Source organism: Pseudoalteromonas sp. McH1-7, from assembly GCF_013366255.1.
In the GTDB taxonomy this organism is placed as follows: domain Bacteria; phylum Pseudomonadota; class Gammaproteobacteria; order Enterobacterales; family Alteromonadaceae; genus Pseudoalteromonas; species Pseudoalteromonas peptidolytica.
The window spans coordinates 134,414-149,343 of record NZ_JABWPQ010000001.1; the positions used below are offsets into that span (position 1 = coordinate 134,414).

The window sequence follows — 14,930 nt, forward strand, 5'->3', positions numbered from 1 at the left end:
ATGCGAAATTGTATGTTTGAGCTTCCGACCAACAAAGAATATGTCATAGCACCACTGTCTCTGGCGATTTTATCAACAGTATTAATGCTATTCAATCTTGGTTATTACCTAGATTTTGACCGAACAGCGATTGCCAATGGCGAGGTTTGGCGTTTATTAACAGGGCAATTTACCCACAGCAACTGGTATCATTTGTTACTCAACATATTGGGTATTGTGTTTATATGGTTATTACATGCTGAGTACACAACAATCAAAAAGTATTGGGTCAACGTCGGCCTTTTAGGCGCGTTTACGGGACTTATGATCTGGTTGTTTGCACCAAACATAGTTGTATATACAGGGTTGAGTGGCTTGCTACATGGTTTAATTGTCTGGGGGGCGCTTGAAGATATAAAGCGTAAGCTAACCACTGGATACCTGTTGTTGATTGGTGTTTGGGCAAAGGTTTTATGGGAGCAATATGCTGGCGCAAGTGCTGATGTTGCTATGCTTATAGATTCGAGAGTCGCCATTGAAGCGCATCTATTTGGTGCTATTGGAGGCGTACTGTTAGCCATTATTTATTTATTCTACAAAACAAAAAAGCCAGCTTAAGCTGGCTTTTTATTTGCGAGATATTGTACTAATTTAACTTGATACTTGCTCGAGTTGAAGACGCAAATATGCCGAGAACCGCATTAAATGTTTTTCATTTAGCATAGCTAGATAGCCATCTAACCATATGACTCTCGGCAAAGTTTTCTTGCCTCAATATAACGCTCTTCGTTGAGCAATTGGTATTATAAGTTTTCCTTAAACAGCTTGTATATACGACGGTATTCATCCAACCAACTTGATGGCTGTCTGAAACCATGTGGTTCCACCGGATAAATTGCGGTTTCAAAGTCTTCCTTTTCTAACTCAATCAAACGTTGTACAAGACGCACGACATCTTGGAAAAACACATTATCATCGACCATAGGTGCGTTGATGAGAAGTTTGTTTTTCAACCCTTCAGCATGGTAGATAGGTGAGCTGCGCTCGTATGCTATTGGGTCAACATCCGGTCGGTTAAGAATATTTGACGTGTAAGGGTCATTGTAATAAGCCCAATCGGTTACCGGACGCAGTGCAGCACCTGCTTGGAACAGGTCAGGCTGAGTGAATAACGCCATAAAGGTCATAAAGCCGCCATATGAGCCGCCGTAAGTTCCCACTGCGCCACGGTCAACGTTTGCATTATCAACCATCCACTCTACACCATCTGCCAAATCTTCAATTTCTGGTTTACCCATATGGCGATAGATAGCAGTTCTCCAATCACGTCCGTAGCCTTTCGAGCCACGATAGTCCATATCCATGACAACATAGCCTTCACTAGCTAGGAGTGAGTGGAACATAAACTCTCTAAAGTAGTTGGACCAACCCATATGCGAGTTTTGCAAGTAGCCCGCACCATGGTTGAAGATAACCGCTTTACGATTTTTACCGGTTTCACCTTCTTGATAGTCGGCAGGGTAATATACTTTTGCATAGACAGGCTCACCTTGATGACTAGAAGGTACAGCCACAATTTTTGGTGCGATTAACTTTTTATTTAAAAATGTGTCTGAAACAGTGTTTGTTAATCGAGATACTGAGGCTTTTGGTGCTGCATCTGCAACGTAAAGCTCAGGTGGCATCATGATTTTAGAGTGTGTAAGTAAAAGCTGTTGTTCATTTGGACTTAGCTGATAATCCGTAAGGCCATCTAAATCTGTGATTTGCTCGTCTTGCCCTGTCTCTAAGTTTACACGATAGATTTCATACAAGCCCGGATGCTCTTTATTCGCCTTATAGTAGATAAACTTGTTATCTGAAGTTAAGGTCGGCTCTGAGACTACAAACTTACCAGCAGTCACTGCCTTTGCTTTGCTATTAAGTGGTTTCAGATATAGTTGGCTGTAACCTGACTGTTCAGAAAGGTAATACAGTGTATTTTGATCATTTAGCCAGCCAAAATCATTGTAGGTATAATTGATCCACGCATTGTCATGAAGACGGTGCTGTGAGATGAATTGCTGCTTATCGAAATCCACCGTGGCGATCCAGCGATCTTTATTATCCCATGCGCCTAACATGACAGCTACCTGTGAGCCATCACTGTTCCACCGGATAGCAGATTGATTCCAACCCCAAGTATCTATCAGGTTAATGTCACGAGGTACCTTTTTGCTGTTATAGGTTCCGCCGTTAGCCTCAGCATTTTCACGTTTAACCTCGGCTAATACGTCCTCATCAAAACCAGGTAATGTGTCGTAACTTAGTGTTACTTGCTCAGCACGGTTTAAATCAATGAAAATGACTTCCGAACTCATTGGCTCTGTATCAGCCACTCGACGGCGTGCTTTAACCGGATCGATATCGCCATTTTGACTCACGTAATTAGGCATAATGTCGGTATCTGCACGACTAGGTTTGTTATCGGTTATGACAGCAATAAGCTTATCTCCTGTCGGAGCTAAGCTTACAGACACTAATGCCTTGCCTTTGCCTAAGTAGAATTGGTTGCCTTGAATACTGGCATTATTGGTGTCAATCTCTTGCGCGCGAGCTTCACGGTCTTTACTATTTTTATGCGTTAGTGCCACAAATTGAATAAGCTTGTGCTGTTGCTCAGCAATATAGCCACTGGGCTCTTTCACCCCTTGTGGTTTATCGGCCAAATGTAACTTAACTAGCTCTTTGGTTAGGCCAGTTTTTAAATCCACGGCAAATAACGCATTACCAGCGCGGTAAGCTAAACGATTGTCTGTTAAAAACTGCGGTGCATATTCATAAGCTGATGAGTGAGTAACTTGTGTTAAATCGCCTGACTCTATGTTTTTTACGAATATGTTTCCTTTGAACTCATACGATTGCAATGTTCTATCCGAATTGTAAATCGCATTTTGGGCACCAACCGCGTGTAATTCAGCAAGTGACACCTTTGTACTTTTTTGTTTATTGCTAACTGCAAAAAGATCCCTTAACTCGTTTCCTGCTTGCTTGCGTTTGTAATAAATCGTGTCGCTATCAGCACCCCAGAATGCACTTTCAGGCTGACGTCCTAGCCAGTCAGGATGTGCCATTGCTTGTTTTAAAGTGATCTGCTCACTGCCAAAATCAACAGGAGTCGTTACAACAGGCGAAACGGAATTATTTGTTGCAACATCCTTGGTTTGCTGGCTTACTTCGGTCGTTTGGCAACCTGAAAGAAAAAGGCTTGAGGCTACAGCCACTGAGATAAGAGAGAGTTTTAACATGTGCTTTCTTATAAGTGATTAAATTTGCCTAATTTAAGCAGAAAGCCAGCGGAATATCGAATAATTTAAGATTAAAGACCACATGGGTGGGACAAAAAAAGGCCAGCATGGGATGCTGGCCAAATACTCTCTGCGCTCACATAGTCGTTGATGGACAACGAGTATGAAGTGAGGCCTATCCACGCCTCATTAAAGTAGACAGTACATTTGAAAAAGAGTTCCAAAAAAACAGCAAAAAAGTAAACTTTTTTAATGCTATCAAAAATTGCATTTTTATCAGGGAGCTAGAGCCACTAGCAAGCTTGTGAGAAACTAAGTGCTGAAGGAGTTAATAAAAAAACTTAACTCCTTCTAAAATGTGTTAATTTAAGACTAACTGCTGTGCAGTGTCCATCACACCGGGGTAATGCTGCTCTGGTAAAATGTCGGCCAGCTCAGCCAGTACTTCACCTAATTTATGTAAAGAGTCTGCTGAAACATTAATGTGTCCAACTTTGCGTCCTGGTTTTGCAGATTTACCATACCAGTGGCTAGTGACTCCAGGTATTGCGAGTACTTGTGGTGGGATATGCGCTTGTCCTAACACATTTATCATAGCAGTTGGACGCAGTAGATTTGTATCACCGATAGGTAAACCCGCTACAGCACGAATGTGGTTTTCAAACTGACTTACGTGAGCGCCCTGCTGAGTCCAATGACCTGAGTTGTGAACTCTTGGAGCAATTTCATTAACCAGTAGCTGTCCTTCAACATCAAAGAATTCGATAGCTAAAACACCGACATAATTCAGCTCATTGGCGAGCTTGGAAAATGCTTCTTCTGCTTGAGCTTGAATACTCGCCTTTTCTTTACCTGCAAGAGAAAGCGTCAGTACACCATTTGTGTGCTGATTTTCTGTCAGAGGATATATTTTGCAATCGCCCTCTTTTGTTCGAACACCAATAATTGATACTTCGCGATCAAATGGGATCATTTTTTCCGCAACAATAGAGTGAGGCTGCGCTTGTGTACCTGCTTGCAAAAATGCTGACATTTCATCCCAGATTGCATCGATTTCTGCTTCTGACTTTACTCGCCATTGCCCTTTTCCATCGTATCCCGCTTGGCAAGTTTTAACCACCAATGGCATACCAAGTTCATCAATTGCTTCAAGAAAGTGGGATCTATCTGTGATAATTTTAAACGGTGCACATGGTACTTTGGTCTTGTCCAAAAGTGCTTTTTCTTTTTCTCTGTCTCCACCCGTCGCAATGGCTTCAGCACCGGGATAAAACTTACCACTTTGTTGGCACAAAGCCAGTATATCCAGTGGGATATGTTCAAACTCAGCAGTAATCGCATCGGCACTTTCGATTGCTTGTTGAAGTGACTCTGATGTCGTTGTAAAAGTAACGGGGTTTATTACTGTTTTACTACCAACATCGTAAGCAAGCACTTTGATATCTAGATGAGTTGCTGACAGACTCATCATACGAGCCAACTGGCCCGCACCTAAAACAAGAATATTCATGTTACTTCGCAGGGTCTGGGTTAGCTAATACGGTGTCTGTTTGCTCTTTTCTGAACGCTTCTACCTTTACAAATATTTCAGGCTGTTGACAACCTAAGATTTGAGCTGCTAACAATCCTGCATTTGCAGCACCGGCATCACCAATTGCAAGCGTGCCTACTGCAACACCTTTTGGCATTTGGCAAATAGAAAGTAATGAATCAACACCGTTTAGGGTCTTCGATTTTACTGGAACTCCAAGTACCGGTAAGCTAGTGAATGCGGCTGCCATACCAGGCAAATGCGCAGCGCCGCCGGCACCTGCAATAATTACTTTGATCCCACGCTCAGCTGCTGTCGAAGCGTAGTCAGCCAGAAGCTGAGGTGTGCGGTGAGCAGAAACCACCTTTGTTTCATACTCGATACCAAACTTTTCCAACATTTCGGCTGCATGCTGCATTGTAGGCCAATCTGATTTTGAACCCATAATGATGCCAACGGTCATAATAATTCCTCGACTAATTTTGAACGATACAGAGCTAAGGCCCTTCATGCCTTAGCTCGGCGCATTATACCTGAGTTCGTCTTTAATGCGAAGAATCAACTTATTGGAACAATCGGAGGAGTGATTACCAATTCAAAACTTACTTTTTTTGCAGTTATTGGACCGCGTAGTAACGTAATTCTATCCGTGTACAGCCTTACGCACTGACTATTCAACATATGGAAACGTTAATCCAATGAGTAAAGTAAAATCTGAGCTGTGCCTAACTTCTGGCTCTACTTTCATTAGTTTGTACTGTTAATTCTAGACCTTTAGCTCTTTTAAGGTGAGCAAAGAAAGATTTTGGTCCCATAATCAAACACAAAACCGCCAACCCTCCTGGCAACAAAACAAGCTTTAATATTGGTCCTAGTACATAACTATAAAAGCCAATGAACGGCATAAAAAGTATATATCCTATGAATAAACGCAACTGCTGCATGGTCGAGACTCCTATCTTTTTTGAGCGTGCTCAATTATAATAATGAGCACGCTCAAAAAATGCAAATTATATCTGAAATTACTTATAACCGTGCTACAATTGCCTGCAAATAAAATGGTAACCTTATGAAAAAAAGAGAAATTACATATAAGAAGATCCTAGAGTCAGGTTGGCTGCTGTTCCAGCAAAAAGGCTTTGAAGAGACCACTACAAGGCAAATTGCTCAACAGGCAGGTGTTGCCACGGGCACGGTATTTGCGCACTTCCCTACTAAACTAGAGATTTTAAAAGTAGCGATGTACGAACAGATAGAGCAGCTCATAGCACAAGCCCAAAAATCTGATACTCAACACAGTGCCAGCTTGAAGCTTAGGCATTATGCTAAATACTTATTTGCCTTTTATCTTGATAATCGCGCGTTTAGTAAAGAACTAATAACTGGGATAATCTGGCAGAGCCATTTTTTCTCTGCTCAGTTGGACTTATTTAAGCAGCTACTTTTTAGTGAGCAGGAATATGATGAATTAAAAGCTTCGGTAATGATGGATTGCTACTTTATGACGGTAATTGAAGGGTTAAATGATGAGACCTCTTCTGTTGACGATCTTATCTATAGATTATCACAAAAGTTAAAATTAATTAGCCACCAAAGTGTATGATGTGTTCCTTTTGAAATATTCATGTAATTTAACTTGTACTTTTGTACAGATGGCCATATAAATGCAGCAAGGGCTGATGTAATAAGCAAGTGCTTGGGAAAAGTTACTTAGTTCCTTACTTTGTCTAATGAGGTCAAAATGAAACGCGTCATCTTATTCTTGATAACTAACTTAGCAGTTATGCTGGTGTTAGGGATCGTGCTATCTATTATAATGTCTGTATTTGGCATATCTAGCCGTAGTTACACTGGCATTATGATTATCGCCGCCGTATTTGGGTTCGGTGGTTCCTTTATTTCATTGTTTATGTCCAAATGGGTGGCTAAAAAGTCCACTGGCGCAGTTGTTATTGAACAGCCACGTAACGAGACTGAACATTGGCTAGTATCAACTGTAACGCAGCAGGCTAAAAAAGCAGGAATTGCTGTGCCTGAAGTTGCAATTTATGATAGTCCTGAAATGAACGCTTTTGCTACAGGTCCTAGTAAAAATAACAGCCTAGTTGCTGTTAGTACAGGCCTGCTGCATAACATGAGTCAAGACCAAGCCGAAGCGGTATTAGCACATGAAGTATCACATATCGCTAACGGTGATATGGTTACGCTTACGTTGATCCAAGGCGTGGTTAATACCTTTGTTATCTTCTTTGCCAAAGTATTAGCTGGGATTGTAGATAACTTCTTGAATAGTGATGAAGAAGAGTCTGGCGGTAGTTGGACGTATTTTATCTTCGATATGATCTTCCAAATACTGTTCGGGATTTTAGCTTCTGTCGTCGTTGCCTACTTTAGCCGTAAACGCGAATTTGCAGCTGATAAAGGCGCAGCAGACTTAGTTGGTGCACATAAAATGCGTTCAGCTTTAGAGCGTTTAAAGCATAACCACGAATCGCAGCTTGAAGGCTCAATGATGGCTTTTGGCATTGCATCTGGTAAATCAGTGGCTGATTTCTTTGCATCACATCCACCGCTAGATGAGAGAATCAAAGCATTATCGTGATAGAATGTAGATAGATTACAGGGCAGCGCTTAGCTGCCCTTTTTTATAGCGAAATACGATATAATCCGTCACTTCCACAGCAAAACCCTAATCGTGATAATAAGTTAAGCGAGCGATGATTTTTAGGAGATACCCTTGCTATCACTGTAGAACAAGCAAATGGTAGTTGTTTTGCTTGTTTAAATAGGTGACTGAGTGCTTCAAACATCAACCCACTCCCCCAATACTCAGGTGAAAGTTCGTAGCCTACATAAATGCCATCAGGCTCTTCATGTTCTAGATAAAAGCCAACACACCCAATGATCGTGTTGCTCTTTTTGCAAATAAGGCAAAAGCGCCCTCCAATTCGTTCATACAACCGCTCAATATCCATCTGGATCATACACTTTAAATCTACTTCCGTGAGATTATCACCATAATCATTAAAGGCTTTGACTTGTGGTAAATTGAGTAACGGAAGTAATTGACTACAGTCTCTATGACGAATTGGTCTAATAACCAGTCTTTTGGTTACGAATTCCATTTAAGGCCTACACAAATAAGTGATTGATGCGATAGTAGCACTATTGATAACGATTGGATCTTTCAATTTTATGATTTATTGGAATGTTTTATAATATCCATTTTTGGGAATAGTATAAATGAGCGAAGAATTCAAAGTTATCCCACCTACAACAAAAGTTTATTGCCCAGAGCGAGGCGAAGGCTGGACATTAACAGGCATTACAGGAATAGATGAAAACGCGTCAGTGATGTTTTCTGGGGTGCGTTACACTATCTCAGCAAAAGAAATCATAGGTTCTTTATTGCCCAATTATGAAGCAAAACACAAAGCCGAGTAAATACACCTTGATAGCGGCTAAAATAAGCCGCTGTCAAGATCACTTAGCTATACCGAAGACGGCAAATTTAACAACGATAGCAGCGAAGCACGCAGTTGTAGTTTTGGCGTCCCATCACTGTATGGTGCAGTTGCAAGTAACGGACAATCTAAACGCAGTTTAAGGCTCTCAAGGTTTTCTTCAAACACAGCCATATTAGGATCCACTTGATTGGCAATCCAACCCACCAAGTTAAGCCCTTTTTGTTTTATCGACTCCGCGGTTAAAAACGCGTGGTTTAAACATCCAAGCTTCATACCCACCACCAAAATGACCGGAAGCTGTGCTCGCGCCACCCAATCATATAGATATTCTGTGTCATTGATAGGTAGCGCCCAGCCACCTGCGCCTTCACACAATATATATTCAGCACCCAATTGGGTTAGATCTTCGTATCGAGCATGTAATTTATCAACGGTGATCTCAACATTCGCCTGCTTTGCCGCTATGTGAGGAGCAATAGGTGGAGCAAAACAAAACGGATTCACTTGTTCGTAGGTACCATGCACAGTCGCCGCTTCCATTAGGCTGATAGCATCAACATTAACTAACTCACCAAACGCTTCTTCTGCATCAGCCGCAATGGGTTTAAAGCCAATTGCTTGCTTAGTATGTTTCGCTAATAGCTTTAACAACAAGGTAGAGATGTAGGTCTTACCTACTTCGGTATCTGTTCCGGTTATAAAATATGCGTGTTTCATTTTTGTAGTTCCAAAAAGCCCACTTGATAACTTACATCAAAACCGCAGCCACTTTGCGGATAATGTCCTAATAAACGCCTAAACGCCGTCTTACCCAATAGTCCTTGGCGCTTTGTTGGCGCTTTAACGTCATTGGCACCGATTTTTTTAACTGAGCGCAACGCCTTGAGCGCAGAATCATATCTATCGATTAAGGTTTCTTCTTGTGTCCAAACTACCTTAAACCCTGCTTTTTCAGCAAATTTGCTAAGTTGCGTTAAAGTATGGAACGTATTGACATGACTACACTCATCAATTGCTTGCCAAGCAGTGTTGATTTCGGCTAATGAGCCAGTTAATACCGAGCTAAGTATCACACGCCCCTGATTTTTTAATACTCTATAAAGCTCTTGAAATAGCATTTCAGGTGAATTGGACCATTGAATAGCAAAGTTACTAAACACTAAATCGATGCAGTTTGCTTGCAGCGCTAATTTGTCCATATCGCAGCAAACACTCGCGCTCAAATTTACTTGGCTTGCGAGCATTGTATAGCTTAGATCTGCACCTAGATATTGGGTGGTATACCCTTTGAGTCTGTGGTAGTTTTCATGAGGCCCACACCCCAAATCAAGCAAACAAGGAAACATACGCACTACCCCCGGCTCGCTATTGTTCTGAGCTAAACGAGAGAACAATATGTTTGCGGCTTGCTTTTGTACATTGGCGTGTTGTGAGTACGTTTTCGCGGCTTTAGAAAAACACTTAGCAGTTTGTGTTACTTCTGCTTTTGCTTTACTCATGACACCTCCACTAGAGCAGAAACTAGATATTCAATATCTTGAGTGCTGTGTTCTGCCGTGATTGTTATACGTAAACGCGCTGTATTTTGAGGTACGGTCGGCGGCCTTATCGCCCCTACCCAAATTCCTTTTTGCTTGAGCTTATTTTGTGCTGCTATCACATTTTCGCTCGTGCCGAATACCAATGGCTGGATGGCTGTGTCGCTTGGAATAGGTGATAGCTTAGTGACACTAATTAACTTTTTAAAATACGCAATATTCCTCGACAACTTGTCCCTAGGCTCTGTAGCCAACAATAATCGATTAAGCTGATGTAAAGCCACACTGGCCATAATTGGCGATAATGCCGTGGTATAAACAAACTCACGGTTAAATTGCACCAAATATTCGATAACCTGTCGACTGGCTAATACTGCAGCCCCTTGGCAGCCCATTGCTTTACCAAACGTTACCACTAGTATTTCTGGTTTAATACCTGTATCTACTGTTCCTAGGCCATTTTCACCAATCACCCCGAAGGCGTGGGCATCATCAACCATTAGCCATGAAGAATGGGATTGCGCGAGTTTACTTATTTCAACAATAGGAGCGGTATCTCCATCCATAGAAAATACACCTTCCGTAACAATCAATTTATTGTTAGCTTTTGTTTTTTCCAGTCTCGACCTTAAGTGGTTCAGATCATTATGGTTAAAGCGCACAAATTTAGCATTTCCGGCTAATCCACCATCTATTAAGCTGGCATGATTTAATTTATCTTGAAACACCGCTGCACTAAATTGCTTTTCTCCAGAGGTAAATAATGCCTTGAGTGTGCTAGTATTCGCAGCAAAACCACTTGGAAATAACAGCGCAGCTTCATATCCAAGTGCGTCACACAGTTGACGTTCAAGCTGTTGATGTACGCCCAAATACCCTGTTACCAATGCCGAGCTTCTGCTTCCAGCCTCTATGGAGACCAGCTGAGTAGCATCTAGTTGAGTCGCAAGGCCGAGATAATCATTGCTCGCAAAGTTAAGGTATTGCTCACCAGCAATCGTAATTCGACTTGCACACGCATGCTCTACTAACACGCGCTGTCTAAACAGCCCTTCGGCGCGACGCGTTGCAAGGGCTTGCGTTATATATGAAAATGACATCAATTAGTTTGCTTCGTAGAACAACTCTGACGTCGCTTTATCGGCAATAGCTGAACTTAACGATGCTTCATAAGCTTCATCTGAATAGTCTTCCCGCGTCTCAGGGTTCATGCCCAACTTTTTGATCAGATTCATATCTGCATCTGCTTCTGGATTCTCTGTGGTCAGTAGCTTATCTCCGTAGAATATAGAGTTTGCACCGGCAAAGAAACACATAGACTGCATTTGTTCATTCATTGCAGTTCTACCCGCAGATAAACGCACATAACTATGTGGCATCATAATACGCGCGACGGCAATCGTACGAATAAACTCAAAATGATCTAAGTCATCAACATTTTCAAGTGGCGTGCCCTTAACCTTAACAAGCATATTAATCGGTACACTTTCAGGTTGCTTTGGTAAGTTTGCAAGTTGAATCAACAGACCATAACGATCAGATGCCTGCTCTCCCATTCCAACGATACCACCAGAGCATACCTTCATGCCTGCGTCTCTAACATGGTCAAGCGTATCCAAACGGTCTTGATATGTTCTTGTGGTAATAATTTGTTCGTAATACTCAGGAGAGGTATCCAAATTATGGTTGTAATAATCAAGGCCTGCCTCTCGTAGCGTATGTGCCTTTTGATTATCAAGCTTACCCAAGGTCATACAGGTTTCTAGGCCAAGCTCCTTTACTTCTTTGACCATTTTGGCGATGTAAGGCATATCTCTGTCTTTAGGATCGGACCACGCAGCCCCCATACAAAAGCGCGTCGCCCCTTTTTCTTTCGCCAGCTTTGCTTGAGTTACAACCTTCTCCACTTCCATCAAGCGCTCACGCTCTAGATCTGTTTTATAGTGGCCTGACTGCGGACAGTATTTACAATCTTCGGGGCAAGCTCCCGTTTTGATAGACAGCAAAGTTGAGATCTGTACTTCATTGGGGTTGAAATTTTTTCGGTGAATGCTTGCAGCATAAAAAAGTAAGTCATTAAAAGGCATAGTGAACAGCGTTTTTACTTCTTCATGTGTCCAATCGTGTCTTAGCGCGCCTAATTCCATATTTTCATTCTCTTTTTATTCTTGCCTAAATTTAGCGCACGGATACCGTGTGGTGGTTAAATTTAGAGCATTCAAACTGACGGTGATTGGCTTAGTCTACTTCTTAGCTTAGTATTGTCAACGTTGCATGCGCCCACAAGGTTTACAAATGAACAATAAACAAACAATTGATATTGAATTCGATCGCCAGCACATTTGGCACCCCTACACCTCAATGATTGACCCTTTGCCTGTTTATCCAGCCAAAAGAACGTTTGAAAACAAAATTGAGCTTGAAACGGGTGAAATACTCATTGATGGTATGGCCTCTTGGTGGAGCGCTGTACATGGCTATGGACACCCAGAAATAATCACGGCAATAAAAAACCAAGCCGACACCATGAGTCATGTCATGTTTGGTGGTCTAACCCACCAGCCTGCCGTTGACTTATGCAAATTACTTATAGAGCTAACCCCTGCACCACTTAATCGAGTTTTTCTCGCCGACGGCGGCTCTGTCAGTGTGGAAGTGTCAATCAAAATGGCTATTCAATATTGGCTGAGCAAAGGCAAAAGAAATAAGATCCAAATTATGACGGCCAAAAAGGGCTATCACGGTGACACATTCGCAGCCATGAGTGTGTGTGATCCTGTCAACTCCATGCACGCGATGTACCAAGGCTTTTTACCTGAGCAAGTGTTCGTCAACGCTCCTAGTAGCAAATTTGAAGGCACTCAATGTCAAGAAGAGCTCAACCAGCTGGAAGCCGCTTTTGCAACCCACCATGAAAATGTGGCGGCGTTTATTATCGAACCCATTGTGCAAAATGCTGGAGGCATGAACTTTTATCACCCTGATTACCTAAAAGCGCTTAGGAAGCTATGTGATAAATATGAAGTGCTGCTGATTTTAGATGAAATAGCCACTGGGTTTGGCCGTACTGGTAAAATGTTCGCTTGTGAACACGCCGATATTTCACCTGATATCATGTGTGTAGGTAAAGCACTAACCGGTGGTAATATGACACTAGCCGCGACCTTGGCTACAGAGGACGTGGCATTGGGTATTAGCCAAGGTGAAGCTAAGGTATTAATGCACGGCCCGACTTTTATGGGCAACCCACTTGCCTGCGCTGCTGCCGTCGCCAGTTTAACACTCCTAAAGCGTAAAGAGTGCGACGCCAATATTAAACGAGTATCTCAAGCGCTAGAGGCACTCAAGCGTTGTCAAAATCTAAGTGTAGTAAAAGCAGTCAGAGTGCTTGGTGCAATCGGCGTTGTTGAAGTAGATAGAGTGGTCGATGTTGCCAAAATTCAAAAGTTCTTTATCCAAAAAGGCGTATGGATAAGACCGTTTGGCAAACTTATTTATATCATGCCTGCATATATTTCATCTGATAAAGACATCTTAACGTTAGCTGATGCCATTTATGCAGCAATTGCAGGTGATCATTTTTAATTGGTAACTTTAAAGGAGTTAGGTCTAATTAATGAGCTAACTCCATTAAACTAAGCCAAAGAGATTATCACAAAGCAGTGAAGTTGCATTTTTTCGAACTTTCCGACATTTGTACCTGAAATGATAATGGCAGCATGTTACCATGCTCGTTTTTATAATTTGCAAGTGAGAAAGAGACAAACTAAATATGCAGCAAACCGTCAAATTGCAGCCAGCTGAAGCTTACCAGCCACCTCGTTTTACCGTTTATCAGCACCGCCAAATCGATAAGATTGAGCAGTTAGATAAACTGCCAGAGCACCTGCGCTTTCAAATGAAAGTCGTTGCCAACGTATTTCCTTTTCGCGTTAATAATTTTGTAATTGAAGAGCTTATCGACTGGGACAAAGTGCCTAACGATCCTGTATTTCAATTAACTTTTCCACAGCGTGGTATGTTGGATGACGAATCTTACGATAAAATGGCTGCGCTGTTGAGTAAAGAACATACCCCAGAAGAGGTATTTAACCTTGCGACTGAAATTCGCCAAAAGTTAAATCCACACCCTGCTGGGCAAATGGAAAAAAACGTCCCTGAATATGAAGGTGAGCGTGTAGACGGGATCCAGCATAAATATAAAGAAACCGTTTTATTCTTCCCATCTCAAGGTCAATACTGCCATTCATATTGTACATTTTGCTTCCGCTGGGCTCAGTTTGTCGGCAAAGCAACGAGATTCAATAATAATGATGCCGAGCTACTTCATAATTACTTAGCACAGCACACCGAAGTGACGGATCTCTTGATGACTGGTGGCGACCCTATGGTTATGCGCACTGTTAAACTACGAAAATATCTAGAGGCATTGAAAGAGCCAAGGTTTGATCACATTCGTACTATCCGTATCGGTACGAAGTCCCTCACCTTCTGGCCATTTAGATACGTAACTGATCCAGACGCACAAGAGTTGCTAAAATTACTTAAAGAGCTTGTTGACGCTGGTAAACACGTATCAATTATGGCGCATGTTAATCACAAGCAAGAACTTCGTACAGAAGTCACCCGTGAAGCAATCAAGCTCATACGTAAGACTGGTGCTCAGATAAGAACACAAGCGCCTCTTTTAAATAATATAAACGTAGATGCAGATATGTGGGCCGAAATGTGGAAAGAGCAAACTCAGCTTGGCATGATCCCATACTACATGTTTATCGAGCGTGATACAGGAGCCAAGCGCTACTTTGAAATTCCACTACATAAAACGTGGGAAACCTTCCGTGAAGCTTATAAACAAGTGTCTGGAGTCAGCCGTACAGTGAGAGGTCCTTCAATGAGTGCAGGCCCTGGTAAAGTTGAAGTGTCAGGTGTGACTGAGATAGCCGGTGAAAAGGTATTTGTGCTGCGCTTTATTCAAGCACGAAACCCTGACTGGGTGCAGCGCCCATTCTTTGCCAAATTTGATGAAAATGCTCACTGGCTAGATGACTTAAAGCCAGCATTTGGAGAAGAAAAATTCTTCTGGCAAGACGAATACGACGCCATGTAAATGTAAAAACATCAAAAA

General features: G+C 42.0%; 15 protein-coding genes. 6 read left to right on the forward strand and 9 right to left on the reverse strand.

The genetic code is table 11. From position 1 onward, the window contains the following. The first annotated feature begins 12 nt into the window (after positions 1-12). Complete coding sequence (gene rrtA, locus HUZ36_RS00550) at positions 13-597, forward strand: rhombosortase (RefSeq protein WP_147389499.1); 585 nt, start codon at positions 13-15, stop codon at positions 595-597. 185 nt (positions 598-782) lie between these two features. On the opposite strand, the gene HUZ36_RS00555 is transcribed toward rrtA, so the two are convergent. The 4 genes from HUZ36_RS00555 to HUZ36_RS00570 form a co-directional block, all read right to left on the reverse strand. Then, positions 783-3,266, reverse strand: a complete 2,484-nt coding sequence (locus HUZ36_RS00555; RefSeq protein WP_176031734.1) for a S9 family peptidase — start codon at positions 3,264-3,266, stop codon at positions 783-785. Positions 3,267-3,627: 361 nt separating this feature from the next. After that, the gene (locus HUZ36_RS00560; RefSeq protein WP_176031735.1) at positions 3,628-4,776 is read right to left on the reverse strand and encodes a 5-(carboxyamino)imidazole ribonucleotide synthase; all 1,149 of its coding nucleotides are present in this window, start codon (positions 4,774-4,776) and stop codon (positions 3,628-3,630) included. A 1-nt stretch (position 4,777) separates the two neighbouring features. Beyond that, a complete protein-coding gene (gene purE, locus HUZ36_RS00565; protein WP_176031736.1) occupies positions 4,778-5,260 on the reverse strand; it encodes a 5-(carboxyamino)imidazole ribonucleotide mutase in 483 nt (160 codons plus the stop codon). 262 nt (positions 5,261-5,522) lie between these two features. After that, positions 5,523-5,741, reverse strand: a complete 219-nt coding sequence (locus tag HUZ36_RS00570) for a hypothetical protein (RefSeq protein WP_128732508.1) — start codon at positions 5,739-5,741, stop codon at positions 5,523-5,525. Between the two features lie 125 nt (positions 5,742-5,866). Here HUZ36_RS00570 and HUZ36_RS00575 point away from each other — a divergent pair, with 125 nt between their 5' ends. Both HUZ36_RS00575 and htpX read left to right on the forward strand, forming a co-directional pair. Further along, positions 5,867-6,400 carry a TetR/AcrR family transcriptional regulator gene (locus tag HUZ36_RS00575; RefSeq protein WP_147389502.1) on the forward strand — a complete coding sequence of 178 codons (534 nt, stop codon included), beginning with the start codon at positions 5,867-5,869 and terminating at the stop codon, positions 6,398-6,400. Between the two features lie 138 nt (positions 6,401-6,538). Continuing rightward, a complete protein-coding gene (htpX, locus tag HUZ36_RS00580) occupies positions 6,539-7,399 on the forward strand; it encodes a protease HtpX (protein ID WP_128732506.1) in 861 nt (286 codons plus the stop codon). A gap of 43 nt (positions 7,400-7,442) precedes the next feature. On the opposite strand, the gene HUZ36_RS00585 is transcribed toward htpX, so the two are convergent. Next, positions 7,443-7,922, reverse strand: coding sequence for a GNAT family N-acetyltransferase (locus HUZ36_RS00585; RefSeq protein ID WP_176031737.1), 480 nt, complete (start codon positions 7,920-7,922; stop codon positions 7,443-7,445). A 118-nt stretch (positions 7,923-8,040) separates the two neighbouring features. Here HUZ36_RS00585 and HUZ36_RS00590 point away from each other — a divergent pair, with 118 nt between their 5' ends. Then, positions 8,041-8,241: a hypothetical protein gene (locus HUZ36_RS00590; RefSeq protein WP_125254165.1), complete on the forward strand. Its 201-nt coding sequence runs from the start codon at positions 8,041-8,043 to the stop codon at positions 8,239-8,241. Between the two features lie 47 nt (positions 8,242-8,288). Here HUZ36_RS00590 and bioD read toward each other — a convergent pair whose 3' ends face one another. Genes bioD through bioB form a run of 4 tightly spaced genes read right to left on the reverse strand, consistent with a single transcriptional unit; the run spans position 8,289 to position 11,949 of the window. Next, a complete protein-coding gene (bioD, locus tag HUZ36_RS00595; RefSeq protein ID WP_176031738.1) occupies positions 8,289-8,981 on the reverse strand; it encodes a dethiobiotin synthase in 693 nt (230 codons plus the stop codon). After that, positions 8,978-9,763 (reverse strand): methyltransferase domain-containing protein, encoded by a 786-nt coding sequence (locus HUZ36_RS00600; protein WP_176031739.1) that lies wholly within the window; start codon positions 9,761-9,763, stop codon positions 8,978-8,980. Before HUZ36_RS00600 ends, bioD begins: the two co-directional genes overlap by 4 nt. Beyond that, complete coding sequence (locus tag HUZ36_RS00605) at positions 9,760-10,902, reverse strand: 8-amino-7-oxononanoate synthase (protein ID WP_176031740.1); 1,143 nt, start codon at positions 10,900-10,902, stop codon at positions 9,760-9,762. Before HUZ36_RS00605 ends, HUZ36_RS00600 begins: the two co-directional genes overlap by 4 nt. A 3-nt stretch (positions 10,903-10,905) precedes the next feature. After that, positions 10,906-11,949 (reverse strand): biotin synthase BioB, encoded by a 1,044-nt coding sequence (bioB, locus tag HUZ36_RS00610; RefSeq protein WP_125254169.1) that lies wholly within the window; start codon positions 11,947-11,949, stop codon positions 10,906-10,908. Positions 11,950-12,097: 148 nt separating this feature from the next. Here bioB and bioA point away from each other — a divergent pair, with 148 nt between their 5' ends. Together bioA and HUZ36_RS00620 are read left to right on the forward strand one after the other, a co-directional pair. Next, entirely contained in the window at positions 12,098-13,387 is a 1,290-nt protein-coding gene (bioA, locus tag HUZ36_RS00615) for an adenosylmethionine--8-amino-7-oxononanoate transaminase (RefSeq protein ID WP_176031741.1), read from the forward strand. Between the two features lie 187 nt (positions 13,388-13,574). After that, a complete protein-coding gene (locus HUZ36_RS00620; RefSeq protein WP_176031742.1) occupies positions 13,575-14,912 on the forward strand; it encodes a KamA family radical SAM protein in 1,338 nt (445 codons plus the stop codon). The last annotated feature ends 18 nt before the right edge of the window (positions 14,913-14,930 follow it).

Coding starts and splice junctions, on each gene's coding strand:
- HUZ36_RS00570 (WP_128732508.1), bottom strand. CDS start 5,741: ATGCAGCAGTTGCGTTTATTCATAGGATATATACTTTTTATGCCGTTC.
- HUZ36_RS00620 (WP_176031742.1), top strand. CDS start 13,575: ATGCAGCAAACCGTCAAATTGCAGCCAGCTGAAGCTTACCAGCCACCT.
- HUZ36_RS00590 (WP_125254165.1), top strand. CDS start 8,041: ATGAGCGAAGAATTCAAAGTTATCCCACCTACAACAAAAGTTTATTGC.
- HUZ36_RS00600 (WP_176031739.1), bottom strand. CDS start 9,763: ATGAGTAAAGCAAAAGCAGAAGTAACACAAACTGCTAAGTGTTTTTCT.
- HUZ36_RS00585 (WP_176031737.1), bottom strand. CDS start 7,922: ATGGAATTCGTAACCAAAAGACTGGTTATTAGACCAATTCGTCATAGA.
- HUZ36_RS00605 (WP_176031740.1), bottom strand. CDS start 10,902: ATGTCATTTTCATATATAACGCAAGCCCTTGCAACGCGTCGCGCCGAA.
- htpX (WP_128732506.1), top strand. CDS start 6,539: ATGAAACGCGTCATCTTATTCTTGATAACTAACTTAGCAGTTATGCTG.
- HUZ36_RS00555 (WP_176031734.1), bottom strand. CDS start 3,266: ATGTTAAAACTCTCTCTTATCTCAGTGGCTGTAGCCTCAAGCCTTTTT.
- HUZ36_RS00560 (WP_176031735.1), bottom strand. CDS start 4,776: ATGAATATTCTTGTTTTAGGTGCGGGCCAGTTGGCTCGTATGATGAGT.
- bioA (WP_176031741.1), top strand. CDS start 12,098: ATGAACAATAAACAAACAATTGATATTGAATTCGATCGCCAGCACATT.
- rrtA (WP_147389499.1), top strand. CDS start 13: ATGTTTGAGCTTCCGACCAACAAAGAATATGTCATAGCACCACTGTCT.
- purE (WP_176031736.1), bottom strand. CDS start 5,260: ATGACCGTTGGCATCATTATGGGTTCAAAATCAGATTGGCCTACAATG.
- HUZ36_RS00575 (WP_147389502.1), top strand. CDS start 5,867: ATGAAAAAAAGAGAAATTACATATAAGAAGATCCTAGAGTCAGGTTGG.
- bioB (WP_125254169.1), bottom strand. CDS start 11,949: ATGGAATTAGGCGCGCTAAGACACGATTGGACACATGAAGAAGTAAAA.
- bioD (WP_176031738.1), bottom strand. CDS start 8,981: ATGAAACACGCATATTTTATAACCGGAACAGATACCGAAGTAGGTAAG.